The organism is Umezawaea tangerina (genome assembly GCF_003002815.1).
Lineage (GTDB): Bacteria > Actinomycetota > Actinomycetes > Mycobacteriales > Pseudonocardiaceae > Umezawaea > Umezawaea tangerina.
On sequence record NZ_PVTF01000004.1, the window covers coordinates 434,069 to 458,208 of the forward strand.

23 protein-coding genes are annotated in these 24,140 nt (G+C 72.1%); 10 read left to right on the forward strand and 13 right to left on the reverse strand.

Annotated elements, in window-relative coordinates; translation table 11 throughout:
- Positions 1-21 precede the first annotated feature (21 nt).
- From CLV43_RS16025 to CLV43_RS16035, 3 genes are all read left to right on the forward strand, one after another.
- A complete protein-coding gene (locus CLV43_RS16025; protein ID WP_106188268.1) occupies positions 22-429 on the forward strand; it encodes a YjbQ family protein in 408 nt (135 codons plus the stop codon).
- Between the two features lie 77 nt (positions 430-506).
- Positions 507-1,403 carry a DUF8017 domain-containing protein gene (locus CLV43_RS47795; RefSeq protein WP_170155854.1) on the forward strand — a complete coding sequence of 299 codons (897 nt, stop codon included), beginning with the start codon at positions 507-509 and terminating at the stop codon, positions 1,401-1,403.
- A 2-nt stretch (positions 1,404-1,405) separates the two neighbouring features.
- Positions 1,406-2,104: an HAD family hydrolase gene (locus CLV43_RS16035; protein ID WP_211304380.1), complete on the forward strand. Its 699-nt coding sequence runs from the start codon at positions 1,406-1,408 to the stop codon at positions 2,102-2,104.
- Positions 2,105-2,851: 747 nt separating this feature from the next.
- Here CLV43_RS16035 and CLV43_RS16040 read toward each other — a convergent pair.
- Positions 2,852-4,603, reverse strand: coding sequence for a proline--tRNA ligase (locus CLV43_RS16040; protein ID WP_106187955.1), 1,752 nt, complete (start codon positions 4,601-4,603; stop codon positions 2,852-2,854).
- 178 nt (positions 4,604-4,781) lie between these two features.
- Here CLV43_RS16040 and CLV43_RS16045 point away from each other — a divergent pair, with 178 nt between their 5' ends.
- Entirely contained in the window at positions 4,782-5,132 is a 351-nt protein-coding gene (locus tag CLV43_RS16045; protein WP_106187956.1) for a VOC family protein, read from the forward strand.
- Between the two features lie 58 nt (positions 5,133-5,190).
- On the opposite strand, the gene CLV43_RS16050 is transcribed toward CLV43_RS16045, so the two are convergent.
- Positions 5,191-5,946, reverse strand: coding sequence for a nuclear transport factor 2 family protein (locus CLV43_RS16050; RefSeq protein WP_106187957.1), 756 nt, complete (start codon positions 5,944-5,946; stop codon positions 5,191-5,193).
- An 84-nt stretch (positions 5,947-6,030) separates the two neighbouring features.
- Here CLV43_RS16050 and CLV43_RS16055 point away from each other — a divergent pair, with 84 nt between their 5' ends.
- The 4 genes from CLV43_RS16055 (at position 6,031) to CLV43_RS16070 (ending at position 10,611) form a co-directional block, all read left to right on the forward strand.
- Positions 6,031-6,885 carry a helix-turn-helix domain-containing protein gene (locus CLV43_RS16055; RefSeq protein WP_106187958.1) on the forward strand — a complete coding sequence of 285 codons (855 nt, stop codon included), beginning with the start codon at positions 6,031-6,033 and terminating at the stop codon, positions 6,883-6,885.
- A gap of 24 nt (positions 6,886-6,909) precedes the next feature.
- On the forward strand, positions 6,910-7,647 hold the full coding sequence (yaaA, locus tag CLV43_RS16060; RefSeq protein WP_106187959.1) for a peroxide stress protein YaaA: 738 nt from the start codon (positions 6,910-6,912) through the stop codon (positions 7,645-7,647).
- Positions 7,648-7,826: 179 nt separating this feature from the next.
- Positions 7,827-8,771, forward strand: a complete 945-nt coding sequence (locus CLV43_RS16065; RefSeq protein ID WP_106187960.1) for a serine protein kinase RIO — start codon at positions 7,827-7,829, stop codon at positions 8,769-8,771.
- A gap of 271 nt (positions 8,772-9,042) precedes the next feature.
- Complete coding sequence (locus CLV43_RS16070; protein ID WP_106187961.1) at positions 9,043-10,611, forward strand: DEAD/DEAH box helicase; 1,569 nt, start codon at positions 9,043-9,045, stop codon at positions 10,609-10,611.
- A gap of 54 nt (positions 10,612-10,665) precedes the next feature.
- On the opposite strand, the gene cobA is transcribed toward CLV43_RS16070, so the two are convergent.
- Positions 10,666-11,874 (reverse strand): uroporphyrinogen-III C-methyltransferase, encoded by a 1,209-nt coding sequence (gene cobA, locus CLV43_RS16075; protein ID WP_106187962.1) that lies wholly within the window; start codon positions 11,872-11,874, stop codon positions 10,666-10,668.
- A gap of 46 nt (positions 11,875-11,920) precedes the next feature.
- A complete protein-coding gene (locus CLV43_RS16080; protein ID WP_106187963.1) occupies positions 11,921-12,634 on the reverse strand; it encodes a PIG-L deacetylase family protein in 714 nt (237 codons plus the stop codon).
- A 97-nt stretch (positions 12,635-12,731) separates the two neighbouring features.
- On the opposite strand from CLV43_RS16080, the gene CLV43_RS16085 reads away from it, so the two are divergent.
- Entirely contained in the window at positions 12,732-13,640 is a 909-nt protein-coding gene (locus CLV43_RS16085; RefSeq protein WP_106187964.1) for a helix-turn-helix domain-containing protein, read from the forward strand.
- Positions 13,609-13,842, forward strand: a complete 234-nt coding sequence (locus tag CLV43_RS16090) for a DUF397 domain-containing protein (RefSeq protein ID WP_106187965.1) — start codon at positions 13,609-13,611, stop codon at positions 13,840-13,842. The genes CLV43_RS16085 and CLV43_RS16090 overlap by 32 nt, the downstream gene beginning before the upstream one ends.
- A 29-nt stretch (positions 13,843-13,871) precedes the next feature.
- Here the strand turns inward: CLV43_RS16090 and CLV43_RS16095 are convergent, their stop codons facing one another.
- From CLV43_RS16095 to CLV43_RS16135, 9 genes are all read right to left on the reverse strand, one after another.
- Positions 13,872-14,153: a hypothetical protein gene (locus tag CLV43_RS16095; protein WP_106187966.1), complete on the reverse strand. Its 282-nt coding sequence runs from the start codon at positions 14,151-14,153 to the stop codon at positions 13,872-13,874.
- Between the two features lie 75 nt (positions 14,154-14,228).
- Complete coding sequence (locus CLV43_RS16100; RefSeq protein WP_106187967.1) at positions 14,229-15,014, reverse strand: S1 family peptidase; 786 nt, start codon at positions 15,012-15,014, stop codon at positions 14,229-14,231.
- Between the two features lie 114 nt (positions 15,015-15,128).
- Positions 15,129-16,499, reverse strand: coding sequence for a M4 family metallopeptidase (locus CLV43_RS16105; RefSeq protein ID WP_211304381.1), 1,371 nt, complete (start codon positions 16,497-16,499; stop codon positions 15,129-15,131).
- 272 nt (positions 16,500-16,771) lie between these two features.
- Positions 16,772-18,040 carry a cobalamin biosynthesis protein gene (locus tag CLV43_RS16110; RefSeq protein ID WP_106187969.1) on the reverse strand — a complete coding sequence of 423 codons (1,269 nt, stop codon included), beginning with the start codon at positions 18,038-18,040 and terminating at the stop codon, positions 16,772-16,774.
- Positions 18,037-18,897, reverse strand: coding sequence for a hypothetical protein (locus CLV43_RS47800; protein ID WP_170155855.1), 861 nt, complete (start codon positions 18,895-18,897; stop codon positions 18,037-18,039). The genes CLV43_RS16110 and CLV43_RS47800 overlap by 4 nt, the downstream gene beginning before the upstream one ends.
- Before the next feature lie 4 nt (positions 18,898-18,901).
- A complete protein-coding gene (locus CLV43_RS16120) occupies positions 18,902-20,035 on the reverse strand; it encodes a cobalt-precorrin-4/precorrin-4 C(11)-methyltransferase (protein WP_106187970.1) in 1,134 nt (377 codons plus the stop codon).
- Positions 20,036-20,137: 102 nt separating this feature from the next.
- Positions 20,138-21,514 (reverse strand): cobyrinic acid a,c-diamide synthase CobB, encoded by a 1,377-nt coding sequence (locus CLV43_RS16125; protein WP_245886503.1) that lies wholly within the window; start codon positions 21,512-21,514, stop codon positions 20,138-20,140.
- Entirely contained in the window at positions 21,508-22,122 is a 615-nt protein-coding gene (cobO, locus tag CLV43_RS16130) for a cob(I)yrinic acid a,c-diamide adenosyltransferase (RefSeq protein WP_106187971.1), read from the reverse strand. Before cobO ends, CLV43_RS16125 begins: the two co-directional genes overlap by 7 nt.
- Before the next feature lie 9 nt (positions 22,123-22,131).
- Positions 22,132-24,102 (reverse strand): putative cobaltochelatase, encoded by a 1,971-nt coding sequence (locus CLV43_RS16135; protein WP_106187972.1) that lies wholly within the window; start codon positions 24,100-24,102, stop codon positions 22,132-22,134.
- Between the last annotated feature and the right edge of the window lie 38 nt (positions 24,103-24,140).

Here is a 24,140-nt window from a genome sequence, read left to right on the forward strand (position 1 = left end):
CGAATTGCCTACCGTGGGCGTGTGCGCAGCGAAGAGATCGAGATCAGCACCGGGTCCGACGAGGTCGTGCACGACCTCACCTCGGCGGTCGAGAGGTTCCTGGAGGACGTCGAGGGCGACGGCCTGCTCCACGTGTGGGTGCCGCACGCGACCGCCGGGCTGGCCATCCTGGAGACCGGCGCGGGCAGCGACGACGACCTGCTGACGGCGCTGCGGAAGCTGCTGCCCGCCGACGACCGCTGGCGGCACCGGCACGGCAGCCGCGGCCACGGCCGCGACCACGTGCTGCCCGCGCTGGTGCCGCCGTACGCGACGGTCCCGGTGCTGGGCGGCGTGCCGGTGCTCGGCACCTGGCAGTCGATCTGCCTGGTCGACACCAACATCGACAACCCCGTCCGCCGGGTTCGGTTCAGCTTCCTCGCCGGGTAGCCCACCGCTGGCCTGCCGGCCCCGTGCGTCCGCGGACGGGTCCGTTTCCGCCGGTGCGGCAGGGTACGGTGCGACGCGTGACGCACCCAGGGGACGGGCAAGGCGGTTGGGGAGGTCAGCAGGGTGGCTGGGGGCAGCCGAGCTACCCCCAGACCGGCGGCTTCCCCCAGCAACAGCAGCAGGCGCAGTACGGCGGCCTCGGCGTGTACTCCGGCGGCCCGCCCCAGCGGCCGAACCGCGGCCCGTGGCTGGTCGTCGGCATCATCGTCGCGGTGCTCGTGCTGGTCGGCGGCGGTCTGACCGTGTTCCTGCTCAACCGCGACCCCGACAAGGGCGCCGCGCCCGCCACGTCCTCCGCGCCGACCACCACGTCGTCCGAGGAGACCACCAAGTCGTCCGCCCCGCCCGCCGCGAGCTGCGAGGCGCACGCCGCGAAGTGGACCTGCGTCGCGGTGAAGTCCGTCGGCTTCGGCTACGACGTGCCCGACACGTGGAAGCCCGCGACCCCGACCAGCGTCGGCGTCGTCGAGGGCCTGCCGGACGTGAAGCTGATCGGTCTCGCCACCTACGGCGACTACAAGTGCGGCGGCAAGGGCTACAACCGCGGCAACACCGGCGCGGCGCTGCTGCCGAAGGGCGACGCGGGCGCGACGGCGAAGGACATCGCCACCAAGCTGAGCACGCAGTACTACAAGTCCGCGCCCACCTCCAACGCCGTCGTCGGCGAGCCCAAGGAGATCACCCTCCCCAAGACGACCGTGAAGGGGATGCTCGTCGACTCGGTGATCACCACCAGCGGCAACAACTGCCTGGCCACCAAGGGTTCCATCCGGGTCCTGGTGCTGCAGAGCACCGACAACCTGCACGTGTTCATGGCCAACGGCGACCTCGAGGGCGGCGCCACCGACGCCCCGGCCGCCGTCAGCGAGGCCGACCTCCAGGCCATGGTCGACTCCGTCAAACCGCTGAGCTAGGAGTGGCCGTGAAGACGCTGGTGCTGTGGGACATCGACCAGACCCTCATGGAGGCCCGCGGCCTGGGCCACAGCTGGTACCGCACGGCCCTGCAAGCGGCGGCGGGCACCGAGCTGCGGCACGTCCCCAGCTTCCCCGGCCGCACCGAGATGGCCATCTCCCACGAGCTGCTGGTGCTGCACGACATCGAGCCCACCCCCGAGCAGATCGCCGCCCTGCACCGCGAGCTCATCGCCGTCGCCGACCGCGAACACCCCCTCCTCCTCGAACACGGCCGCGCCCTCGCCGGCGCCCCCGAAGCCCTCGCCGCGCTCGCCGCCCGTGACGACGTCGTCCAGAGCGTCGTCACCGGCAACCTCGCCGAGATCGCCAGGTACAAGCTCGCCGCCTACGGCCTCGACCCCCACGTCGACCTCGACATCGGCGGCTACGGCTCCCTCTCCCCCGACCGCCCCGCCCTCGTCATCGACGCCATCCGCCGCGCCACCACCAAACACGGCCACCCGTTCCCCGCGGACTCCGTGGTCGTCCTCGGCGACACCCCGCACGACATCACCGCGGCCACCCACCACGGCGCCACCGCGATCGGCGTCGCCACCGGCCGCAGCACCGTGGCCGACCTCCAAGCCGCCGGCGCCCACACCGTCCTCCCCGACCTCACCGACACCGCCGCCGTCCTCGCGGCCGTGCTGCGGACCTGATCGCGTCAGGCGACTCCGACGGCGCAAGTTCTCGTTGAACCCCTCAGCCTCGTCGTCTCGAACTCCACGGTGTACCTCGCGTACGACCGGGCCTCGTCGGCCGTCATCGACTTCAGCACGATGACCGACGTTCCCGTGCACGGGGACCACCCAGGTCCGGTCCCTCCACCCCCATTCGGCGAAGGTGACGACCACCGGCATGTGGACCGTCGCCTCGTGCGCGAGGCTGAACCCCGCCCCCTCGGGGAAGGCCAAGCCGGGATGGTCCCCCTCAACCGCGCTCAGGTCGCCCCTGAGATCGATGTTCCCCGTGTTCGTGAGCGCGATGGTCGTGTTGTGCTGTCCGGGAGTGGAGAACCGGGGCTCGGGACGGACCAGGTCGACCTCCAGAGCAGCCCACGTCCGCACGATGACGACCTTGGGCTCACTCGCCCACCAGCTGCGTTCCTCGGCTTCGGCCTCGGCGTTCGTGGCGAGCACTTTGAGTTGGTGATGACCGGCCATGGGCTCCGTCGGCCCGCATGACACGGTCAGCGAGACCTTCCGCTCCTGCCCTGGTGCGAGCGGCACGCCGGCGACCTCGTCCGCGCCGGACCGGTGACGACACCGGCTTGCACCACGTGGCGCCCATCGCCGGACATGATGTTGGTGACGTGCGGCCTGGACTCTGGTTCCTCGGGCACGACGCCACCGCACGCGAAAGGGGTCCCGCTCACCCGAGCGGGACCCCTTGGCGCACAACGGCGACTACCCCCGGACCAACCCCACCAGGTGCTCCACCACGGCGTCCACGGCCACGTCGGTGCGGTCGCCCGACCGGCGGTCCTTGACCTCCACCTGGCCGTCGGCCAGGCCGCGGCCGACGACGAGGATGGTCGGGACGCCGATCAGTTCGGCGTCCTTGAACTTCACGCCGGGGCTGACCTTGGGGCGGTCGTCGAGCAGGACGGAGAGGCCGGCGGCGTGGAGTTCGCCTGCCAGCTTCTCGCCGCCGGCGAGCAGGGCCTCGTCCTTGCCCGCCACGACGAGGTGGATGTCGGCGGGGGCGACGTTGCGGGGCCAGATGATGCCCTTCTCGTCGTGGCTCTGCTCGGCGATGGCGGCCACGAGCCGGGAGACGCCGATGCCGTAGGAGCCCATGGTGATCCGGATCGGCTTGCTGTCCGGGCCGAGGGCGTCCAGCGAGAACGCGTCGGCGTACTTGCGGCCGAGCTGGAAGATGTGGCCGATCTCGATGCCGCGCGCGGCGACGAGCACGCCGTGGCCGTCGGGCGACGGGTCGCCCTCGCGCACCTCGGCCACGTCGATCACGCCGTCGGGCGTGAAGTCCCGGCCCGCCACGAGGTCCACGACGTGGTGGTCGGCCTTGTCCGCGCCGGTGACCCACGCCGTGCCGCGCACGACGCGCGGGTCGACCAGGAACCGGACGCCGTTGGCCAGCAGCGCGCCCGGTCCGATGTAGCCCTTGACGAGGAAGCCGTTGCGGGCGAAGTCGGCGTCGTCGAGCAGCGTCACCTCGGCGGGCTCGAACGCGGCCTCGAGGCGCTTGAAGTCGACCTCGCGGTCGCCGGGCAGGCCGATGGCGAGCAGGGTCCAGTCCTTCTCGCCCGGCTTGCGGGTCTTGACGAGCACGTTCTTCAACGTGTCCGCGGCCGTGAACGTGCGGCCGAGACCGGCGCCGTTGAGGTGGTCGACCAGCGTCTGGATGGTCGGCGTCGCGGGCGTGTGGTGCACCTGGGACTCGGGCTTGTCCTCGGTGGACTGCTCGGGCGGCGCGGGGGTCGTGACGGCCTCGACGTTGGCGGCGTAGCCGGACTCCGTGCTGCGCACGAACGTGTCCTCGCCGGTCGGCGCGACGGCGAGGAACTCCTCGGACGCCGAGCCGCCCATCGCGCCGGACGTGGCCGACACGATGACGTACTCCATGCCGAGGCGTTCGAAGATGCGGATGTAGGCGTCGCGGTGCGCCTGGTAGGACTCCGACAGGCCCTCGTCGCTGAGGTCGAAGGAGTACGAGTCCTTCATCAGGAACTCGCGGCCGCGCAGGATGCCCGCGCGGGGGCGCGCCTCGTCCCGGTACTTCGTCTGGATCTGGTAGAGCGTGACCGGGTAGTCCTTGTACGAGTTGTACTCGCCCTTCACGGTGAGCGCGAACAGCTCCTCGTGCGTCGGGCCGAGCATGTAGTCGGCGCCCTTGCGGTCCTTGAGGCGGAACACGTTGGGGCCGTACTCGGTCCACCGGCCGGTGGCCTCGTAGGGCTCCCTGGGCAGCAGCGCGGGGAACTGGATCTCCTGGGCGCCGAAGGCGTCCATCTCCTCGCGCACGACCTGCTCGATGTTGCGCAGCACGCGCAGACCCAGCGGCAGCCAGGTGTACCCGCCCGGTGCGACGCGGCGGACGTAGCCGGCGCGGACCAGCAGCTTGTGGCTGGGTACTTCGGCGTCGGCCGGATCCTCGCGCAAGGTGCGCAGGAACAGCGACGACATCCTGGTGATCACGATGGGTACTCCTCGTGGGAACGGTGTCCGAACAGCGTAGTGAAGGAGGTCACCGCAGATCCAACGGGTAACGCCCCGTCGCGCCCCCGGAAAGGACCTGATCGTTCCCCACCGCGTTTGCGCAGCTCAGAACACTTATCCACGAAAACTGTCGGTACCCGTCCCTACCCTGCCGACCATGACCCTCACCATCGGCATGATCACGATCGACAGCAGCGACCCGCACAAGCTCGCCGACTTCTGGACCGGTGCCCTCGGCACGTCGGTGCAGCACGACTGGGGCGAGTACGTCGTCCTGGCGCCCTCCGCAGAGGGGGCGGTGCAGGTCGGGTTGCAGCGGGTCGAGTCGGTCACACCGGGCAAGAACAGGGTGCACTTCGACATGCAGGTGCCGGACCGCGCCGCCGAGGTCTCCAGACTCGTGGAGCTGGGCGCCTCGGAGATCGGCGAGCACACCGTGCCGGGGCTGACGTGGACGGTGCTGGCCGACCCGGAGGGCAACCAGTTCTGCGTCGGCCAACCCGGCTGAGACCAGGCCGGTCGGGACGAGGTGGTGCTCGTCCCGACCGGCACGGCCTCCAGCGGCCTCAGAAGAGGCCGTTGTCGTGCGGGAGGGCGCTCGGGACGGGGGCGATGACGTCCCAGTGCTCGACGATCTTGCCGTCGGCCACGCGGAACAGGTCCCAGTACGCGACCGGGTCGCCGAACTCGCCCTCGGACTGGAGCAGCACCAGGTCGCCCTCGGCGACGACCCGGTGGACGGTCTTGTAGACCAGGTTCTTGCCCTGCTCGGCCCAGGTCGCCGCGGCGGCGCCGAAGCCCGCGAGGCCGTCGGCCGCCTCGGGGTTGTGCTGGTCGTAGCGCTCGGTCGAGATGTAGTCCGTGAGCACCGAGTAGTCGGCGTCGACCAGCACCCGCTGGGCGAACTCGGTGACGAGGGCGCGGTTCCGCTCGGTCTTGTCCAGGTCGGCCGGCGCGCCGGGGCCGTCGGTCTGGGTGCGGCCGCTGGCGGTGCGCGCCACGACCGGGGTCAGCCCGTCCCAGTGCTCGGCCAGCTTGCCGTCCTCGACGCGGAAGAGGTCGAAGGCGACCAGCGGCGTCGGGCCGAAGCCGTGGTAGGTGCCGTGCAGGGCGACGAGGTCGCCGTCCGCGATGACGCGTGCGCCCTCGTAGCGGAAGTCCGCGGGCAGGGAGGCGACGAGGCCGCGCAGGGCGTCCGGGCCGTCGGCCGCCAGTGAGCTGTGCTGCCGGTAGGTGGGCGAGACCCAGCGGTCTACGGCGGAGGGGTCGCGGTCGCCGAACAGCTCGCCCGCGGCTTGGCCGACCAGGTTCTTGTTGTCCATGGGAGGAAGTCCGTTTCGTGAGGAGGAACGAGGACAACGATCGACCGAACCGGCCTCGACCACGAGGTAGGATCCGGCAGCACCATGGTGAAAAGTGGACAAGTCAGCGAGTTCGGCTTCAGCAACCCCGACCGGCGGCACCTCGGCGTCGAAGTGGTGGACTTCGGCCGGATGACCAGAAGGCTGCCTGCGAGGACGCTGTCCAGCGTGCACCGGACGGACTTCCACCAGGTCTTCCTGATCACCGGCGGCAGCGGCGAGATGATGGTCGATTTCGTCGACCACCCCTGCGTCGCGGGCACGCTGCTGCACGTTGCCCCCGGCCGCGTCCTGCGCCTCCCGCCGCCGGGGCTGGAGGCGACCGTGGTGCTGTTCACCGCCACCTTCCCGCCCCGGCTGGACCGGGCGGGGTCCCTGCTCGCCTCGTTCGGCCCGGTCGGCTGGACGGTCCCGCCCGACGAACGGCGGACCGTGGTCGCCGCCGCGGCGGAGCTGCACGCCGAGTACCGCCGGGCGGTCCAACGGCCGCGGGCCATCACCGTCGACCTCCTGCGGCACCTGCTGGGAGCCCTGCTGCTCCGCGTCGCCCGGCTGGCCCCGGAGGACGAGGAGCAGCGGCACGACGCGTTCCACCGCTTCCGGCACGAGCTGGAGCGGTCGTTCGCCACGACCCGCAACGCTGCGGACTACGCCGCCCGAGTCGGCTACTCACCGCGCACCCTGAACCGGGTCTGCCTCCAGGCGACCGGCCGGACCGCCAAGGCGCTGGTCGACGCCAGGGTCGCGCTGGAGGCCAAGCGCCTGCTGGCCGACACCGACCTGTCCGTCGCGGCGGTCGGGGCCCGGCTGGGCTTCACCGAGCCGACGAACTTCGGCAAGTTCTTCACCCGCGAGACCGGTGCCACGCCCGGCGCGTTCCGGGCGCGGGAACGCACCTGACCCGCGCTGCCCTACCCTCATCGGGTGCTCGTGCTGCTGCCCCCGTCGGAGACCAAGGCCATCGGTGGGACGGGCGCGCCGCTCGACCACGCGGCCCTCTCCTGTCCCGAGCTGAACCCCGTCCGCGACAAGATCGCGTCGGCCCTGGTCGAGCTGGCGGACGACCTCCCGGCCAGTCTCGCCGCGCTGGACCTGTCCGAGCGCCAAGCCGACGAGGTCTCGCGGAACGCGGAGCTGTGGCGGTCGCCGACGCTGCCCGCGCTGGCCCGGTACACCGGTGTCCTCTACGACTCCCTCGACCTGCCGAGCATGAAGAAGGGCGAACGGGAGCGCGCCTTCCGGCGGTTGGCGGTCGCCTCGGCGTTGTTCGGCGTGGTCCGCGGTGGCGACCCCATCCCGGCCTACCGCCTCTCCGGCGGTTCCGTCCTTCCCTCGATCGGGTCGCTCACGGCGTTGTGGCGCCCCGCTCTCGAACCCGTCCTGCGCGAGGTCGACGAGTTCGTGGTGGACCTGCGGTCCGGGGCCTACGCGAACCTGGCGAGGATTCCCGACGCCGTGGTCGTGCGGGTGGTGAGCGAGGACGCGCGGGGGGTGCGGAAAGCGGTGAGCCACTTCAACAAGGCGCACAAGGGACTGCTGGCGCGGGCGTTGAGCACCTCGCGGGCCGAGCCCTCGGACGTCCGCGGGTTGATCAGGGTCGCGAAGGCGGCGGGGCTGCGGGTGGAGAAGACCGGCGAGCGGGGCGTGGACCTGTTCGCGTAATTCGGTTGCGCGCCGGAAACGCGCTTTGGGAAGCTCACCCGCAACGGCGGAACTGCCGGTGGACCGGAGGAGGTGCCAGGTGAAGACGACTGTCCGAGACGTGGCGTCGGCCCGTCCACCCGCCCCGCCCGGCTGAGCCCTGGGTGGGGTGCCCCGGCACATCCAAGGAGACCCCACCAGTGCGCGAGCACGACTACGAATCCGCCTACGACGACATCCCCGACACGATGCGTCGCGGCAGGCGCAAGAAGCGGACGGACGACCGCGACCGCAGCGGACGGCTGACCGAGGAGGAGCGCGCGAACCTCGCCCGAGTCCGCGAGGACGCGCTCAGCGACGCCGACAAACCCGAGGACGGGGACCGTTGGTCCACGTGGGACGGCGCCGACCACGGCCCGACCCCGCGCCCCGACTGGGTGATCACGGAGCTGAGCGCGACCGACCTGGAGCTCGGCGTCCTCAAGACCGGCAAGGAAGCCGACGTGCACCTGGTGGAACGCCGGGGCAGCGGCGGCAGCTGCCTGATGGCCGCCAAGCGCTACCGCAGCGCGGACCACCGGATGTTCCACCGGGACGCGGGCTACCTCGAGGGCCGTCGGATGCGGCGGTCCCGCGAGATGCGGGCGATGGGCAACCGCAGCTCGTTCGGCCGCAACCTGATCTCCGAGCAGTGGGCCGTCGCCGAGTTCGGCGCGCTGAGCAGGCTGTGGCAGCTCGGCGCCCCGGTGCCCTACCCCGTGCAGCGCAGCGGCACCGAACTGCTCCTGGAGTTCATCGGGGACGACGACGGCACGGCCGCGCCGCGGCTGGCGCAGTGCCGCCCGGAGCCGGACGAACTGGTCGATCTGTGGCGACAACTCGTCACCGCGCTCACCCTGCTCGCCAAGGAGGGCGTCGCGCACGGCGACCTGTCGGCCTACAACCTCATGGTCCACGACGGCGTGCTGGTCATGATCGACCTGCCCCAGGTCGTCGACCTGGTCGCGAACCCGAAGGCGGAGCAGATCCTGGAACGGGACGTGCGCAACGTGTCGGAGTGGTTCGGGTCCAGGGGACTGCCGCCCGAGGTGGTCGACGCGCGCGAGCTCATGATCGTCCTCGTCGACGCCGCAGGACTGAATTAGCGCTGGTGGGGGGCTCGGGACCGCGAATTCCCGAGCCCCCTATGAGCAAGAACACGGGCTCTGGGGCCCCTACCCGCGTCGCGCCCTTCCGATGATCAGCTAGAGTGGTCCTTGCACCGCACAAATGCCTGCACACTCACGTGCTCGCGGACCACCTCGGGTCGGTCATCGGTGCTCCTAACAACCATCGGCGCGATACACGCGTCGGGCTCGTCCTTGCGATCGGCGCCGCGACCCGCTGCACAACTGCGGAGCATCCCCGAGACGTGCCATGTCCCGGAGGTTTGTTTTGCCACCCACGTCCCAGGGCCGTTCCGAGCGTCCGTCGTTCCGCAAGCCGCGGCCGCGTCGCTCTGGCCAGGGCAATGGCCGTCCCCAGTTCGCTGAGAACGGTCCTTCCACTGTCGCCGAGCACATCGAGAGCACCGTGCCGGAAGGCCCGCTGCCCACGTTCGCCGAGCTCGGCCTCTCCGACGAGCTGCTCCGCGCGCTGACCGCTGCGGGCATCGAGTCCCCGTTCCCGATCCAGGCCGCCACGCTCCCCGACGCCCTCGCGGGCCGGGACGTGCTCGGTCGCGGCCAGACGGGCTCCGGCAAGACGCTGGCGTTCGGTCTGGCGCTGCTGTCCCGCCTCGCGGGCCAGCGGGCCAAGCCGCTCATGCCGCGCGCACTGATCCTGGTGCCCACCCGTGAGCTCGCGATGCAGGTCGAGGAAGCCCTCTCCCCGTACGCCCGGTCGCTGGGCCTGTCGGCCCGCGTGGTCGTCGGCGGCACGTCGTTCCCGCGTCAGATCGACGCGCTGCGCCGTGGTGTCGACCTCCTGATCGCGACGCCGGGCCGCCTGTCGGACCACGTCCGCCAGGGCACCTGCGACCTGTCCGACGTGCGCTTCACCGCGTTGGACGAGGCCGACCAGATGGCCGACATGGGCTTCATGCCCCAGGTCCGCGCCATCCTCGACCTGACCCCGCAGGACGGCCAGCGCATGCTGTTCTCCGCGACGCTCGACGGCGACGTGGACAAGCTGGTCCGCCAGTACCTGCACAACCCGGTGACCCACTCGGTCGCGCCGCCCACCGGCAGCGTGATCACCATGGAGCACCACCTGCTGCTCGTGTCGGCCGATGACAAGCAGAACGTCATCACCGAGGTGGCGGCCCGCGAGGGGCGCACGATCATGTTCGTGCGCACCAAGCACCACGTGGACCGCTTGGCGAAGAAGCTCCGCTCGGTCGGCGTGCACGCGGGTGCGTTGCACGGCGGCAAGGCGCAGAGCGCCCGCACCAGGGTCCTCGGCGAGTTCCGCGACGGCACCACGCCGGTGCTGATCGCGACCGACGTCGCCGCCCGCGGCATCCACGTCGACGACGTGAGCCTCGTGGTCCACGTCGACCCGCCCGCCGACTCGAAGGACTACCTGCACCGCGCCGGTCGCACGGCGCGCGCGGGGCAGTCCGGTGTGGTCGTCACGATGGTCACGCACGACCAGCGCCGCGCCGTGCAGGGCCTCACCGCCCGCGCGGGCATCCGTCCGGAGAGCACCAAGGTGTCCCCCGGCAACGAGGACCTGATCCGCATCACGGGCGCCCGCGTGCCCAGCGGTGAGCCGGTCATCGAGCCCGTGATCCCCGAGCGCGGCAACCGCCGCGGCGGCCCGCGTCGTGGAGGCCCCTTCGGCTCCGGTGGCGGTCGCACCTCGGAGTTCCGCGGCGGCAGCCGTGGTCGCAGTGACCGCGGGTCCAGTGGCGGTCGCAGCGAAGGCGGCTACCGCGGTGGCGCCACCGCGGGTGCGGGTGCCGGCAGCGGTGGCGGTCGTCCTCGCCCGGCCCGCTCGTACTAAGTAGCCAACAACGCGGAAGGCCCCCTTGGTCCGCCAAGGGGGCCTTCCGCGTCCTCACAGGTCCTTGGCCAGCCCCGCGACAGTGCCGACCACGATGATCGCGGGTGGGCGGATCGACTCGCTCACGATGTCGTCGGCGACCTTGTCCAGAGTGGAGCGGACGACCCGCTGGGTCCGCGTGGTCCCCTCCTGGATCACCGAGACCGGTGTGTCGTGGGGCCGCCCACCGGCCATCAGGGCGTCCGCAAACGCTCGCGACCTCTCCACGCCCATCAGGATCACCAGCGTCCCGCGCAGCCGCGCCAACGCCCCCCAGTCCACCAGGGACCGTTCGTCGTCCGGCGCGACGTGGCCGGACACCACGACGACCTCGTGCGCCACGCCCCGGTGGGTCACCGGGATGTCCACCATGGCGGGCACCCCGAACGCGCTGGAGATGCCCGGCACCACGGTCACCGGCACGCCGGCCTCGGCGCACGCCAGCAGCTCCTCGAAGCCGCGGCCGAACACGTACGGGTCGCCGCCCTTGAGGCGCACCACGAACTTGCCCGCCTTGGCGTTCTCGACCAGCGTGCTGTTGATGAAGTCCTGCGACGCCGCCCGCCCGTACGGGATCTTGGACGCGTCCACGACCTCCACCGTGGACGACAGCTCGTCCAGCAGCTCGCGCGGTGCCAGCCGGTCCGCGACCACGACGTCGGCGCGCGCCAGCAGCCTGCGCCCGCGCACGGTGATCAGGTCCGGGTCGCCGGGGCCGCCGCCGACCAGCGCCACGCCCGCGGGCTGCTCGTGGTGGTCGACGACGGTCGCGTCGCGCAGCGCCGACAGCAGGCCGTCGCGCACCCGTGCCGACCGCCGGTGCTCCCCGCCTGCCAACACGCCCACCAGCAGCCCGTCGTGGCCGCCGACGGCGGGTGTCACGGCCGTGCCCAGCGCGGCGACGTCGGCCCGCACGCAGAAGACCCGGCGTTGCTCGGCGTCGGCCGCGATCCGCTCGTTCACCTCGGCGACCGACGTGCACGCCAGGACGTACCAGGCCCCGTCCAGGTCGCCTTCGGCGTAGCCGCGCGCGTGCCACGTCACCTCACCGCTGTCGACCATGCCCTCCACCGCGGGGGTGACCTCGGGTGAGATCAGGTCGACGACGGCCCCCGCCGCCACCAGGCGCGGCAGCCGCCGCTGCGCGACCGTGCCGCCACCGACCACGACGACCCGCCTGCCGCCCAGGTCGAGGCCCACCAGGTAGTGCTGTTCACCTTGCATGGGTCACAGCATCCCCACGCGGACGCCCCCGGCCAACTCGGGAGTTTCACATGTCGAGCAGTTCGAAGCCCGCGGCGAGCCGACCGCCGAACCGACGCCCCGTCTCCTCCGCCGCCCGGCGCAGGAAGGGCTCCGGATTCGCCATGTCACCGCTCAAAGCGGCCAGGTAGGCGGCGTGTTCGCGCAACGAGGCCACCGACCGGTCGAAGTGCTCTGTGATGTCCACCGCATGCGTCGCCAGCGGCGACCCGGACACCGCGACGTGCCGCACACCACCCCACGGTTCGAGCCCCAGGTCGCGGAAGACCCACCGGTTCGCCGCGTCGCGCACGGCGTCGATCGCGGCGGTCCCCACGACCCGGTGGTCGGCCATGTTGAGGAACCCGCCGTGGTAGGTCTCGTGGTGGTTGCCGGTGATCACCAGGTCGGGTCGGTGCCTGCGGATGGCGGCCGCGATGTCCCGCCGCAGCGGGAGACCGTAGGTCATCATCCCGTCCGGGTGGTCCAGGAACTCGACCTCGGACACGCCCACCACCGCCGCGCTCGCCACCTGCTCCCGCTCGCGCACCGGGCCCGCCTCCTCGGGCGGCATCGTGTCGATGCCCGCCTCGCCCCGGCAGGCGAGCAGGTACCGGACGGTCTTGCCCTGGTCGGTCCACCGGGCGATGGCGCCCGAGGCGCCGTACTCCAGGTCGTCGGGGTGCGCCACGACGGCCAGGGCGCTCTGCCAGTCCTCCGGCATCGGAGTGAGGTCATCCATTCGCGCAGTCTATTTCCCAACGGTCAAGAAATGCACGGGATAATACTTTGCGGTGAACAACCGAGGCATTCCGGATGTCCGACGGTACATTAAACACATGAGGGATGACCGCGACTCCGACGTAGTGCGGACCAGTGTGCACAGCCGGACCTTCGGCGAGGAATTGGCGCGGGTGCGGGAACACGCGCACTTCCGCGGCAAGGAGCTCGGCGAGGTGCTCGACTGGTCGCCCTCGCGGATCTCGCACGTCGAACACGGGTCGAGGGGCACGAGCGAGGCCGACCTGGCCTACTACCTGGGCATGTGCGGCGCCGACCCTCACACCACCGCCCGGATCATGGACCTGCACAAGCAGATCGACAACGAATACCTCATCCACAACCACGAACCCGGCCTACCCGACGAGGTCCGGACATTGATACGCCACGAATCGGTCGCGACGGGCATCCACCACTACGAATCGATGATCCTCCCAGGAATACTGCAAACCCCTGACTACGCCCGAGCGATCATCGGCTCAGCGATCGGGGTGCCAGCAGGTGGAGTGGAGGCGCGAGTCCAGGCTCGGATGGATCGTCAATCGATGCTTCACCGGGCCGAGGCACCCACCTGTGTGTTCTACATCCATGAGGCAGCGCTGCGGAACGGGGCGGGCGGCGGGCGGGTGATGGAGGACCAGATGATGCACTTGGTGCTCCTGTCCAACTGGCGCAAGATCACCATCCGGGTGGTGCCGCTCGGAACACCGGGCGCCACCTGGCTCCGAGGCCAGTTCATGATCATGGACTACGCCCGATACCGGTCGGTGGTTTACGTCGAGCAGGAGGTCTCCAGCCTGTTCCTGGATGAGCCGACACCGGTCGCGACTTACCGCCTGATGGCTGAACGTCTCGATGAGGTCGCGCTGAATGAGGAAGAATCGCGGTCGTTGCTCGCCGACTTGGGGAGCGAGTACTACGAACCGCGAGGTGCCGATGACCGACCAGGAAACCTCGACCTGGCATAAGAGCAGCTACAGCGGCGGAAACGGCAACTGCGTTGAGATCACCTGGCGCACTAGCAGCTACAGCGGCGGCAATGGGGGCTGCGTCGCTGTCGCGTGGCCTGGAGCGAGGGTGGCTGTGCGGGACTCGAAGAACGCCACCGGACCGGCGTTGGACTTCCCGCCGGTCCAGTGGCGCGCGTTCTGCGCTCTTCTCGCTGCCTAGCTTCCCAACTGCTTAGGCTGCCTAGCTGTCTAGCTGCCTTCGACGATGGTCACGTTGGTCGCCAGGGCTCGGCAGGAGACGCCGAGGGTGCCGTAGCCACCGGAGATGCGGATCCACATGCTCTTGACCGAGGAGCCGTCAGCGCAGTCGACGACGATGCGGAAGGTGCCGGTGCCGTGGCACCAGCCGTTGCCGACGTTGCGCTCGACCTTGGTACCGCAGTCGTGCAGTCCACTCGGCGCGGCCACCGCGACGGCGGGTGCGGAAGCGGCGGCGATACCGATCAGCAGTGCTATCAGTCGTTTGCCCATGCCCTCGATCCGAACACGGGCGGGGCCCACGACCGGGCCATCCACCCGGTCGTGGGCGTGCCACCACCTACGCGGTCAGACGCCGATCTGCTCGATGAGCAGGTCGTAGTAGGAGGCCACCCTGGAGTACACGCCGGGGTAACCCGCCAGTGCGCAGCCGCGACCCCACGAAGTCGCGCCGATGAGCTTGCCACCGGCGACGATGGGTCCGCCGGAGTCGCCCTGGCAGGTGTCGACCCCGCCCTCGGGGAAGCCCGCGCACACCATGGAGAGGCTGCTGTACTGCGGGTACGCGGTCTGGCAGGTCTCGTCCGAGGTGAGCGGGACGGTGGCCTTGAGCAGGTAGCGCGACGCCGAACCACCCGATGAGGTGGTCCCCCAACCCAGGACGGTGGTGCTGGTGCCCGCCGTGTACAGGTCGGTGTCGGCGGGCGTGGCCAGCGGCAGGTAGGTGGAGTTGATGGACTGGTCGAGGGTCAGCACGGCGACGTCGGAGCCCGCCGTGGCGGTGCGGTAGTCCGGGTGCACCCAGATGGCCGTCACGCCCGCGACGATGCCCGCGGTGCTCTGCTTGTCCTCGCGCCCCCAGACGACCCGCGTGCTGGCGGGTGTGCGACCGGAGACGCAGTGCGCGGCGGTGACGACCTTGTCGCCCTTGACGAGGCTGCCGCCGCAGAACTGGGAACCGCTGGTGCTCGACAGGAACACGGTCCACGGGTACTGGCTGATCGTGGCGCGGGAGCCGCCCACGACGAACGGGGTGACGTCGGCGGACGAGGGGACGCTGGTCAACAGGCCGACGACGGCCGCGATGGCGGCGACGACGGTGAACTTCACCAGGCGATGCAGGGTGTTCGCCACTGGAGTCCTTCCTTCGGGTAAGGGCGGCACCCAAGGGATATCGATCATGGCGAACACCCGGCAACCCCTACGCGGATTACGACTCCGGTTTCACAGTTGACCAGGGTCCGGGGTCTAGAGGATGCCGCGGGCCACGAATGCGGCCTTGACCTTGTCCGCGGTCCTGTTGCCGCACAACGCCTTCGCGGTCGCCACGGTGGTCTCGGCCGCCTGGGCGAACGTGGTGTCCGGGGTGTAGGAGAACTGCGCCTCCAGCACGATGCGCGCGGACTCGTCGCGGCCGACGGCCTTGTAGACGTCGAACAGCGCGCGGGACCAGATCTGGCCGTCGAAGTGCACCTCGCCCTCGCGGTCGGCGACCTTGAGGTCGGTGTCCGTGCGGCGCAGGCAGTGCGGGGTGTCGTCGGTGTAGGCGGTGGCGTCCCAGTCGCCGATGCAGGCGATCGGGGTGGTCGCGGAGTCCTTCTGCAGCGGCACGGACATGATCATCGCCCACCAGTCGCCGAACGCCTCGCCGATCGAGCCGCCGTCCAGGCTCTGGCCGAAGTTCGGCACCTGCGCGTCCTGGATGGCGTGGCCCAGCTCGTGCCAGATGATCTCGGCGTCCTCGGCGTCGTCCACGCCGCCGGTGCCGAAGGTGATCTGGTCGGTCGACGGGTCGTAGTAGGAGTTGTCGTCCTCGAAGCCGATGGTGGTGACGTCCTGGGCCTCGTTGTTGACGTCCTTGAACCCGAGGCGCTGGATGTAGCGCTGCGCGTCGGTGATGCCGCTGTAGGCCATGACCTGCTCGAAGCGGTCGTCGGCGCGGGTGTACTCGAACTTGCGGTTCTTCTGGAACGCCAGCTGCTCGGTGGGGCCGACGAGCTTCGCGTACTTGCCCGACAGGTAGCCCGAGGTGTCCAGATCGGACAGCCGGACCTTCTTGTACGCCTTCGCCGGGACGGCCGCGTCGGCGTCGTCCTGGTCGGTCAGCGCCTCGTTCTGCAGGCTGGCCACGGGGTTCGGCGCGAAGACCTTGCCGGTGCCCTCGGCGCGCTTGACGATGTCCTCGGTCTTGATGACCTCACCGGACGCGGCGTCCACGATGGTCCGCACCGAACCGCGGTCGGTGCGCGACACGACCGCGTAGACCAGCTTCGACTGCGGGCCGGGCAGCACGGACAGCTCGGTGGCGGCGCGGTCGCCCGCCACCTGCTGGTCCACCGTCGCGTCGGCGCGCTCGGTCGCGACCGACGGCGTCGTCGAGGCCAGCCCCGACACCGGGATCCGCCCGTCCTGCACGGTCGCGCGCTTCGTCCGCTTGTCCACGTGCTTCGCGTAGTACCCGCCGAGCACCGGCTTGCCCTCGAACGTCTGCGCGTACCAGTAGTGGGTCGCCAGCAGCGAGTCCCGCGTGGCCACCAGCTGGAGGTCGGCGGGCTCCGGTGGGGAGGCCTGGGCAACCACTCCGCCGGACAGGGACACCGCGCTCGCACAGCAAGCCACGGCGACAAGGCGACGCAGACGCATGGGGAGTTCTCCAGATCGCAAGGCCCCGGAACGGATCGGGACGTCTGCGCAGGGACGCTAGTCCGCCGATCCGGTGGGAAAACCACCCGAAGGTAGGAAAAACCGCGTCAGCCCACTCACTGGGACACAAACTCTGTGGCCCATCCACAGGGTCGGGTCCCACGATCCAGTGCGGTGACCAAGAACCCTTGCCGGGGAATTCCGTCGTCCAGGACCGGAAATGCCCGTCGCGGATCGCGGTCGCCGCCCTAGGGCGCCGTGGCCACGCCGGGGACGACGACGGTCTCGACGCGGACGCCCGACGTCGGCGCGTCCGGGCCGACGCCCGCGCCGATCCAGGCGACGGCCAGCCCGGAGGCGGCCAGCTCGACGGCGCCGTGGGTGTGGATGCCGGTGCCGGGGCGCAGCAGGTGCCGCACCTGGCCGACGCACTCCGCCGTCCCCACCACGAAGGCGGCGCGGCGCAGCTCGGCCTCCGCGCGCGGTGTGCGCTGGTCGGCGGCACCGGGACCGAGGCCGATCACGGCGAGCCTGCCGCGCGGCAGCACGCGGGCGGCGGCGACGGTCACGTTGTCGCCCTTGACCTTCTCCGCCGCCAGCTCCACCGGGGCGCCCGCCGCGAGGTCCACCGCGCCGCACAGCGCGGCCGCCTCGGCGACGCTGGGCGTGCCGACGGTCGCGGCGACGTCGTCGCTCGGGTTGGGCACGTCGACGTCGGCCAGCACCTCGGCGGAGAACGTCAGCAGCGGGGCCGTGGTGTTGTCGTTCCAGAAGCCCCAGTCCTCCAGGGCGTCCAGGATGCCCTGTTCGCCCGCTTTGCGGTCCGCCGTCGCGAACGCCCGCACCGCGCGGAGGTCCAGCCCGGCACGGGCCTCCAGTTCGGACAAGGCGGACGCGACGGCCGTCGTGGACACGCCGGTGCCCGAGCCGACGCCGACCACCAGGGTCCGGGGCACGAGCCGCAGCTCGTTGTCCGGTCGCACGCCCTTGGGGACGCGGTCGTCGATCACGATCGTCCAGTCCGCCTCGCCGTGCGAGAGCACCGTGTCCGGCAGCGCGGGCAGCGGGAACCCCAGCGGGTTCACCAGCAGCACCGGCTCGCCCGCGGACAGCGCGGCGGCGCACCCGGCGAGGTCGCCGTCCGGGGTCGCGTCGAGCAGTTCGACCAGCTCGTCCAGCGGCCCGTCCTCCTCGGCGGTGCCGAGGACCGGCGTGCGTTCCAGGACGTCCGCGACGCGTTCGGCGAGCGCGTCCGCGCCACCGGCCAGCGAGATCGCGAACCCCTGGTCGACGCACACCACGCCGGGGTCGGACCGCTTGTCCCGCAACAGGGGCGCGATGAGCCGCACGGCGGTCTCGGCGCCCACGAAGAACACCGCGGACCCGAGGCTCGGCCACAGCCGGTGCAGCGCGGGGCGCACCGGACCGTCCGGGATCACCGTGTCCGGGCCCAGGAACGGGGCCAGCTCGGTGGCGGCGCGACGGCCCGCCTCGGTCGTCGCGAACAGGCCGATCACGTTCTGCTCCCCCAAAGGACGGTCACGGGGTCGGTCGCGGTGAGCGCACCGCCGACCAACCGGGCCGAGGACAGCAGGCTGCCCTCGACGGCGTACCCGGCGTCGCGCAGCGCGTCCCGCGCGGGCACGACCCGGTCCAGCTCCGGCACCGCCACGACCACGCGCGGGGCACCGGCCTTGGCGCAGGCGGCGACCACGACAGCGCCGCCACCGCCGACGAACACCGCGTCCGGCCTCGGCAGGTCGCCCAGCACGTCGGCCAGCTCGGACTCCTCGACCCGCACGTCCACGCCGTGCGCGGAGGCGTTCGCGATGATCCGCACGCACTGCACCGGGTCGCGGTCCACCGCGACCACGGCGGCGCCCAGCCGGGCGCACTCGACCCCGACCGCGCCGGGTCCGGCGGCGATGTCCCACACCAGCACGCCGGGTCGCGGCGCGAGGCGGGCCAGCACGAGCGCGCGCACCTCGGCGTTCGCGACCATGCCGTCGCCCCGGTGCGCGAACCTGTCGTCGGGCAGCGCCCAGCCGTCGACGCCGGGGGTGAACTCGTTGTCCGCCAAGCAGATCACGTCCGCCGACCGCCACGGCCGGACCACCGCGTCCGCCGGGTCCACAGTGGACAGCTGCTCGGCGGGGCCGCCCAGGTCCTCGGCGACGACGAGCGTGCGCCGCCACCCCGCGAGGCCGCGGGCCAGCTCGGCCACCGGCGCGTCGCGCACCAGCACCGACGAGCGGGCGCGGCACACGTTCAGCGCGGCCACCGGGTCCTTCGCCGCGTCCACGACGACGACCTGGTCCCAGGAGCGGCCCGCGATCGTGGCGAACCGGTGCAGCGACGTGAGATCGGCGGTCATGGGCTCAGTGTGCGCGCTTCGTCTTCTTGGTCCGCGGCAAGGCGGCCTTGCGCGGCGTCGTGCTGGCCCGGACGGTCCTGCTCGGCGTCGCGGCGGCGACCGCGCGCGGCTTCGGGTCCACGACCGGTCCCTCGACCGGGTCCTCCGGCGACTCCGGCGCGTCGGCCGCCTCCGCCGGGCCCTCGCCCGCGTCCACGGTCACGATCCGCGGCCTGCGCGCGCTCTCCTGCCAGTCGTGCACGGCCGACCAGGCGGCGGCCGAGGTCTCCGACTCCGGCGCGGGCTCCACGGCCACGTCGGTGATCGCGGGCGCCACGTCGGCGCGCGCGCCGATCCGGCCCTGCCGACCGGCCCGCACGGACCACTTCGACGGCCGGGCCTTGCGCACGGGCTCGTCGGACGCCTCGACCGGCGCGTCGGACTTGCGGAACCCGGCGCCGCGCGCCCGGCTGCTCGGCTTGAGCACCTTGCCGACGAGGAACGTGGTGGTGCGGTAGAGCTTGTGCTCCTTCACCGCCGCCTCCAGCTCGGCCAGGGTGGTGTGCACGATCGTCTCATCGGGCCAGGAGACCTTGTACGCCACCACGATCGGCGTCTCCTCGGCGTACCCGCCCGCACGCAGCTTCTCGACCAGCTGGCCGGTGCGCGCGGCGGACAGGGAGATCGCCATCGTGGTGCCGTGGCCCGCGAACTCCTGGAGGTGCTCGCTGCCCTCGGGACCGGTGAGGATCAACGACTGCGCGACCTCGGACGTGGTCAGCTCGCGGCCGATCGCCGCGGCGGCCGCGGAGAACTGGGACACGCCGGGCACGACCTCCAGGTCGAGGCCGAGCCGCGCGCACGTGTCGTGCTGGTCCTGCACCTCGCCCCACAGCGAAGGGTCGCCCGCGTGCAGCCGCACGACCTTGAGCCTGCTGGCCGCGGCGCGGCGGTAGACCTCGATCACCTCTTCGTGTGACACACGGGAGAAGTCGACCAGGTCGGCCTCCGGGCGGGCGTGCTCGCGGACGCACTCGGCGTCGACCACGCTCGGCGCCCACACGACGACATCCGCCTCCGCGATGCGCTTGGCGCCCCGCAGGGTGATGAGATCGGCGGCGCCGGGACCGGCGCCCACGAAGGAAACCCGACCAGACATCACGGTTGCTCCCCAAGAGGAATCAGATACAGCGGACAGCGTTCTTGATCGACACAGCGTGCGCGAAGAGGAGAGCCGACCGTACCGTCCGGTGGCGTTCCACTATCGAGTGGCCTCGTAGGTGACCTCGGCCGTTGCGCACGCCCGCACGAACCTGGCCACGGACTCCGGGATCGCGGCGGGGTGCGTGTGCAGGTACGAGGCGTGCACACCGCCGAGGACGAACCCCTCGGCCACGGGCCTGCGGTCGGTCCCGCGCCAGTGCCACGCGGGCTGCGCGCCCTGCGCCGGGGTGAGGACCGTGCGGTGGAACTCGTGCCCGGTGACCCGTTCGCCCGCGCGCGCCAGCACCGAGTCCACCGGCGCCACGGCGTCGCGGTAGCCGAGGGTGAGCCGGGGCGACATCGAGCCGTCCGCGTCCAGCACGCCGCACATCGGCACGCCGTCGAGGCTGCGCGCCAGGTACAGCAGCCCGCCGCACTCGGCGTGGACCGGGGCGCCGGAACGGGCCAGCTCCGCGATGGCGGCGCGCAGCGGGGCGTTCCGCGACAGGGCGTCGGCGTGCTGCTCGGGGAACCCGCCGGGCAGCACCAGCCCCGACGTGCCCTCGGGCAGCGCCTCGTCCCGCAGCGGGTCCACGACGGCCACGTCCGCGCCCGCCGCGCGCAGCAGCTCGACGTGCTCGGCGTAGCCGAAGGTGAACGCGGCCCCGCCCGCGACGGCGACGACCGGCTCGCCGGGCACCTCCGCGACCTCCGCGGTCGCGTCCCAGGCGGGCACGGCCATCGCGGGCGCGATGGCGGCCAGCCTGCGCACGGCGTCCAGGTCGACGTGCTTGGCGACGGCGTCGGCGATCGCGTCGACCGCCGCCAGCGCCTCCGGGCCGTGCTCGACGGCCGTGACCAGGCCGAGGTGCCGCGACGGCAGCGAGAACGCCGGGTCGCGCGGCAGCACGCCCATGACCTCCAGGCCGACCTCCGCGCACGCGCTGCGCAGCACCTGCTCGTGCCGCTCGGAGCCGACCTGGTTGAGGACCACGCCGCCGATCCGGACCGTCGGGTCGTAGCCGCGGAAGCCGTGCAGCAGGGCGGCGAGGCTGCGGCTCTGGCCGCGCGCGTCGACCACGAACAGCACCGGCGCGGCCAGCAGCTTCGCGACGTGCGCGGTCGAGCCGAGGCCCTCGGTGTCGATGCGCCCGTCGAACAGGCCCATCACGCCCTCGACCACGGCGATGTCCGTGCCGCGCGAGCCGTGCACGAACAGGCTCGCGACCTTCTGCTCCCCCACCATCACGGGGTCGAGGTTGCGGCCGGGCAGGCCCGTGGCGATGCCGTGGTAGCCGGGGTCGATGTAGTCCGGGCCGACCTTGAACGGCGCCACGCGGTCACCCGCGCGGCGCAGTGCGGCCATCAGCCCGGTCGCCACGGTGGTCTTGCCGCTCCCGGACGCGGGAGCGGCCACCACCAGCCGATTCACCACTCGATCCCCTTCTGGCCCTTCTGCCCGTCGTCCATGGGGTGCTTCACCTTGGACATCTCCACCACCAGGTCGGCGGCTTCCAGCAGCGCGGGCGGCGCGTACCTGCCGGTGATCACGACGTGCTGGTGGCCGGGCCGGTCCTTCAGCGTGGCCACCACCTCGTCGACGTCGACCCAGCCCCAGTGCATCGGGTAGGTGAACTCGTCCAGAACGTACAGGCCGTGCCGCCCGTCCGCGATCCGCCGGGAGATCTCGTGCCAGCCCTCCAGCGCGGCCGTGGCGTGGTCCTGCTCCGTGCCCTGCTTGCGGGTCCAGGACCAGCCCTCGCCCATCTTGTGCCACTCGACCGGCCCGCCCGCGCCGGTCTCGTCGTGCACCCTGCCCAGCGCCTTGAACGCCTCCTCCTCGCCGACCTTCCACTTCGCCGACTTCACGAACTGGAACACGCCGATCGACCAGCCCTGGTTCCAGCCGCGCAGCGCGAGGCCGAACGCCGAGGTGGACTTCCCCTTCATCTCACCGGTGTGCACCATCAGCAGCGGCCGGTTGCGGCGCTGGCGCGTGGTCAGGCCGTCGTTCGGGACGGACGTCGGTTGTCCTTGTGGCACCGGGATCTCCTAGGCGGCGCGGGCCGCGCGGACGACACCCGCGACCTGGTCGGCGGACAGTTCCTCAAGGCGCAGGCAGGCGCCGTCCAGCGCGACGGCGACCCGGGCCGCCAAGCCGAGCCGGACCGGGCCGTGCTCGCAGTCCACCACCACCGAGGCGGTGCCGTCCGAGGCCAGCAGACCGGCGGCGCGCAGGGCGTCCCGCATCGGGTCGCCGCCCGCGCCGGTCGACGTGGCGCGGCCGTCGGTGAGCAGGACCAGCAGCGGACGGCGGCGGGGGTCGCGCAGCCGTTCGACCTCCAGCAGCCTGCGGGCCTTGAGCAGGCCGTCCGCCAACGGCGTGCGGCCACCCGTGCGGAGTCCGCGCAGCCGGGCCGCGGCGGCGTCCACGGAACTCGTCGGCGGGAGTGCGACGTCCGCCGTCGAGCCGCGGAACGTGATCACGCCGACCTTGTCGCGGCGCTGGTAGGCGTCGCGGAGCAGGGAGACCACGGCGCCGCTGACGGCGGACATCCGCTGCCGGGCGGCCATCGAGCCGGACGCGTCGACGACGAAGAGGACGAGGTTGCCCTCCTTGCCCTCGCGCACCGACAGGCGCAGGTCGCCCGCGCGCAGCACGAGTCCGGGACCGCTGCGGCCGCGGGAGCCCTGGTGCGGCGCGGCGGCGGAGAGCGTGCCGACCAGGTGCAGCCCCGCACCGTCCACAGTGGACGAACGGACCACCTGGCCGGTGCGCGCGCGGGCACGGGACCGCTTGCCGGGCGCGCCTTCGCCGACGCCGGGCACCTGGAGCAGCCGGGCGCGGAACGCCGGTGCGGGCGCGGCGGGCGGGCGTTCCCGCGAACCGCCCTGTTCGGGTTTCTGCCGCGGGGACTCGGCGTTCCCCTGGCTCTCCGGGGACTGGCCGCCGCCGTCGTCGGGACCGTCGGGCTCCGGCGGCCCGTCCGGACCGTCCGGCTCCTCGTCGGCGTGCTCGGCGGCCTGCCGCATGGCGTCGGCGAGCTGCTCCTCCTCCAGGCCCGGCTCGTCGAACGGGTCGCGGCGCTTGCGGTGCGGCAGCGCGAGCCGCACGGCGGCCTCCACGTCGGCCTCCTCGACCACGTCCGCGCCGCGCCAGGCGGCGTGCGCCACGGCCGTGCGGGCGACGACGAGGTCGGCGCGCATGCCGTCGACCTCGAAGGCCGCGCAGACACCCGCGATGCGGCGCAGCTCGGCGTCCGGCAGCGCCACCGTCGGCAGCGCGGCGCGCGCGGTCACGATCCGGTCGGCCAGCTCGACGTCGGCGGCCTCCCAGCGGGCCGCGAAGCCCTCGGGGTCGGCCTCGTAGGCGAGCCTGCGGCGGATGACCTCGGTGCGGGTGGCCACGTCGCGCGAGGCGCGCACGGCGACCGTGAGGCCGAACCGGTCCAGCAGCTGCGGGCGCAGCTCGCCCTCCTCCGGGTTCATCGTCCCGACCAGCAGGAACGACGCCGCGTGCGAGACCGACACGCCCTCGCGCTCGACGTGCGCGCGGCCCATCGCGGCCGCGTCCAGCAGCAGGTCGACCAGGTGGTCGTGCAGCAGGTTGACCTCGTCGACGTAGAGCACGCCCCGGTGCGCGGCGGCCAGCAGGCCGGGCTGGTAGGCGCGGACGCCCTCGGTCAGGGCGCGCTCCAGGTCCAGCGAGCCGACCAGGCGGTCCTCGGTGGCGCCGACGGGCAGCTCCACCAGCCTGGCGGCCCGGCGTTCGGAGGCGCCGCCCACGTGCGGGCCGTCGGGGCACCCGGTGTCGACGAGCGGGTCGCAGCCGAACCGGCAGCCCGGTACGACGGCCAGCTCCGGCAGCAGGGCGGCGAGCGCGCGCACGACCGTCGACTTCGCGGTGCCCTTCTCACCCCTGACCAGCACACCGCCGATGCCGGGGTGCACCGCGTTCAACAGCAGGGCCAGTCGCAGGTCGTCGTGACCGACGACGGCGGAAAAGGGGAAGCGCGAGGTCATGCGGGGAGGTCCTTCCTCGGGTGTCCACGCCCGTGTCC

Coding starts and splice junctions, on each gene's coding strand:
- CLV43_RS16045 (WP_106187956.1), top strand. CDS start 4,782: ATGACCCTCACCATCGGCATGATCACGATCGACAGCAGCGACCCGCAC.
- CLV43_RS16050 (WP_106187957.1), bottom strand. CDS start 5,946: ATGGACAACAAGAACCTGGTCGGCCAAGCCGCGGGCGAGCTGTTCGGC.
- CLV43_RS16055 (WP_106187958.1), top strand. CDS start 6,031: ATGGTGAAAAGTGGACAAGTCAGCGAGTTCGGCTTCAGCAACCCCGAC.
- CLV43_RS16070 (WP_106187961.1), top strand. CDS start 9,043: ATGTCCCGGAGGTTTGTTTTGCCACCCACGTCCCAGGGCCGTTCCGAG.
- cobA (WP_106187962.1), bottom strand. CDS start 11,874: ATGCAAGGTGAACAGCACTACCTGGTGGGCCTCGACCTGGGCGGCAGG.
- CLV43_RS16080 (WP_106187963.1), bottom strand. CDS start 12,634: ATGGATGACCTCACTCCGATGCCGGAGGACTGGCAGAGCGCCCTGGCC.
- CLV43_RS16085 (WP_106187964.1), top strand. CDS start 12,732: ATGAGGGATGACCGCGACTCCGACGTAGTGCGGACCAGTGTGCACAGC.
- CLV43_RS16090 (WP_106187965.1), top strand. CDS start 13,609: ATGACCGACCAGGAAACCTCGACCTGGCATAAGAGCAGCTACAGCGGC.
- CLV43_RS16095 (WP_106187966.1), bottom strand. CDS start 14,153: ATGGGCAAACGACTGATAGCACTGCTGATCGGTATCGCCGCCGCTTCC.
- CLV43_RS47800 (WP_170155855.1), bottom strand. CDS start 18,897: ATGACCGCCGATCTCACGTCGCTGCACCGGTTCGCCACGATCGCGGGC.
- CLV43_RS16120 (WP_106187970.1), bottom strand. CDS start 20,035: ATGTCTGGTCGGGTTTCCTTCGTGGGCGCCGGTCCCGGCGCCGCCGAT.
- CLV43_RS16135 (WP_106187972.1), bottom strand. CDS start 24,102: ATGACCTCGCGCTTCCCCTTTTCCGCCGTCGTCGGTCACGACGACCTG.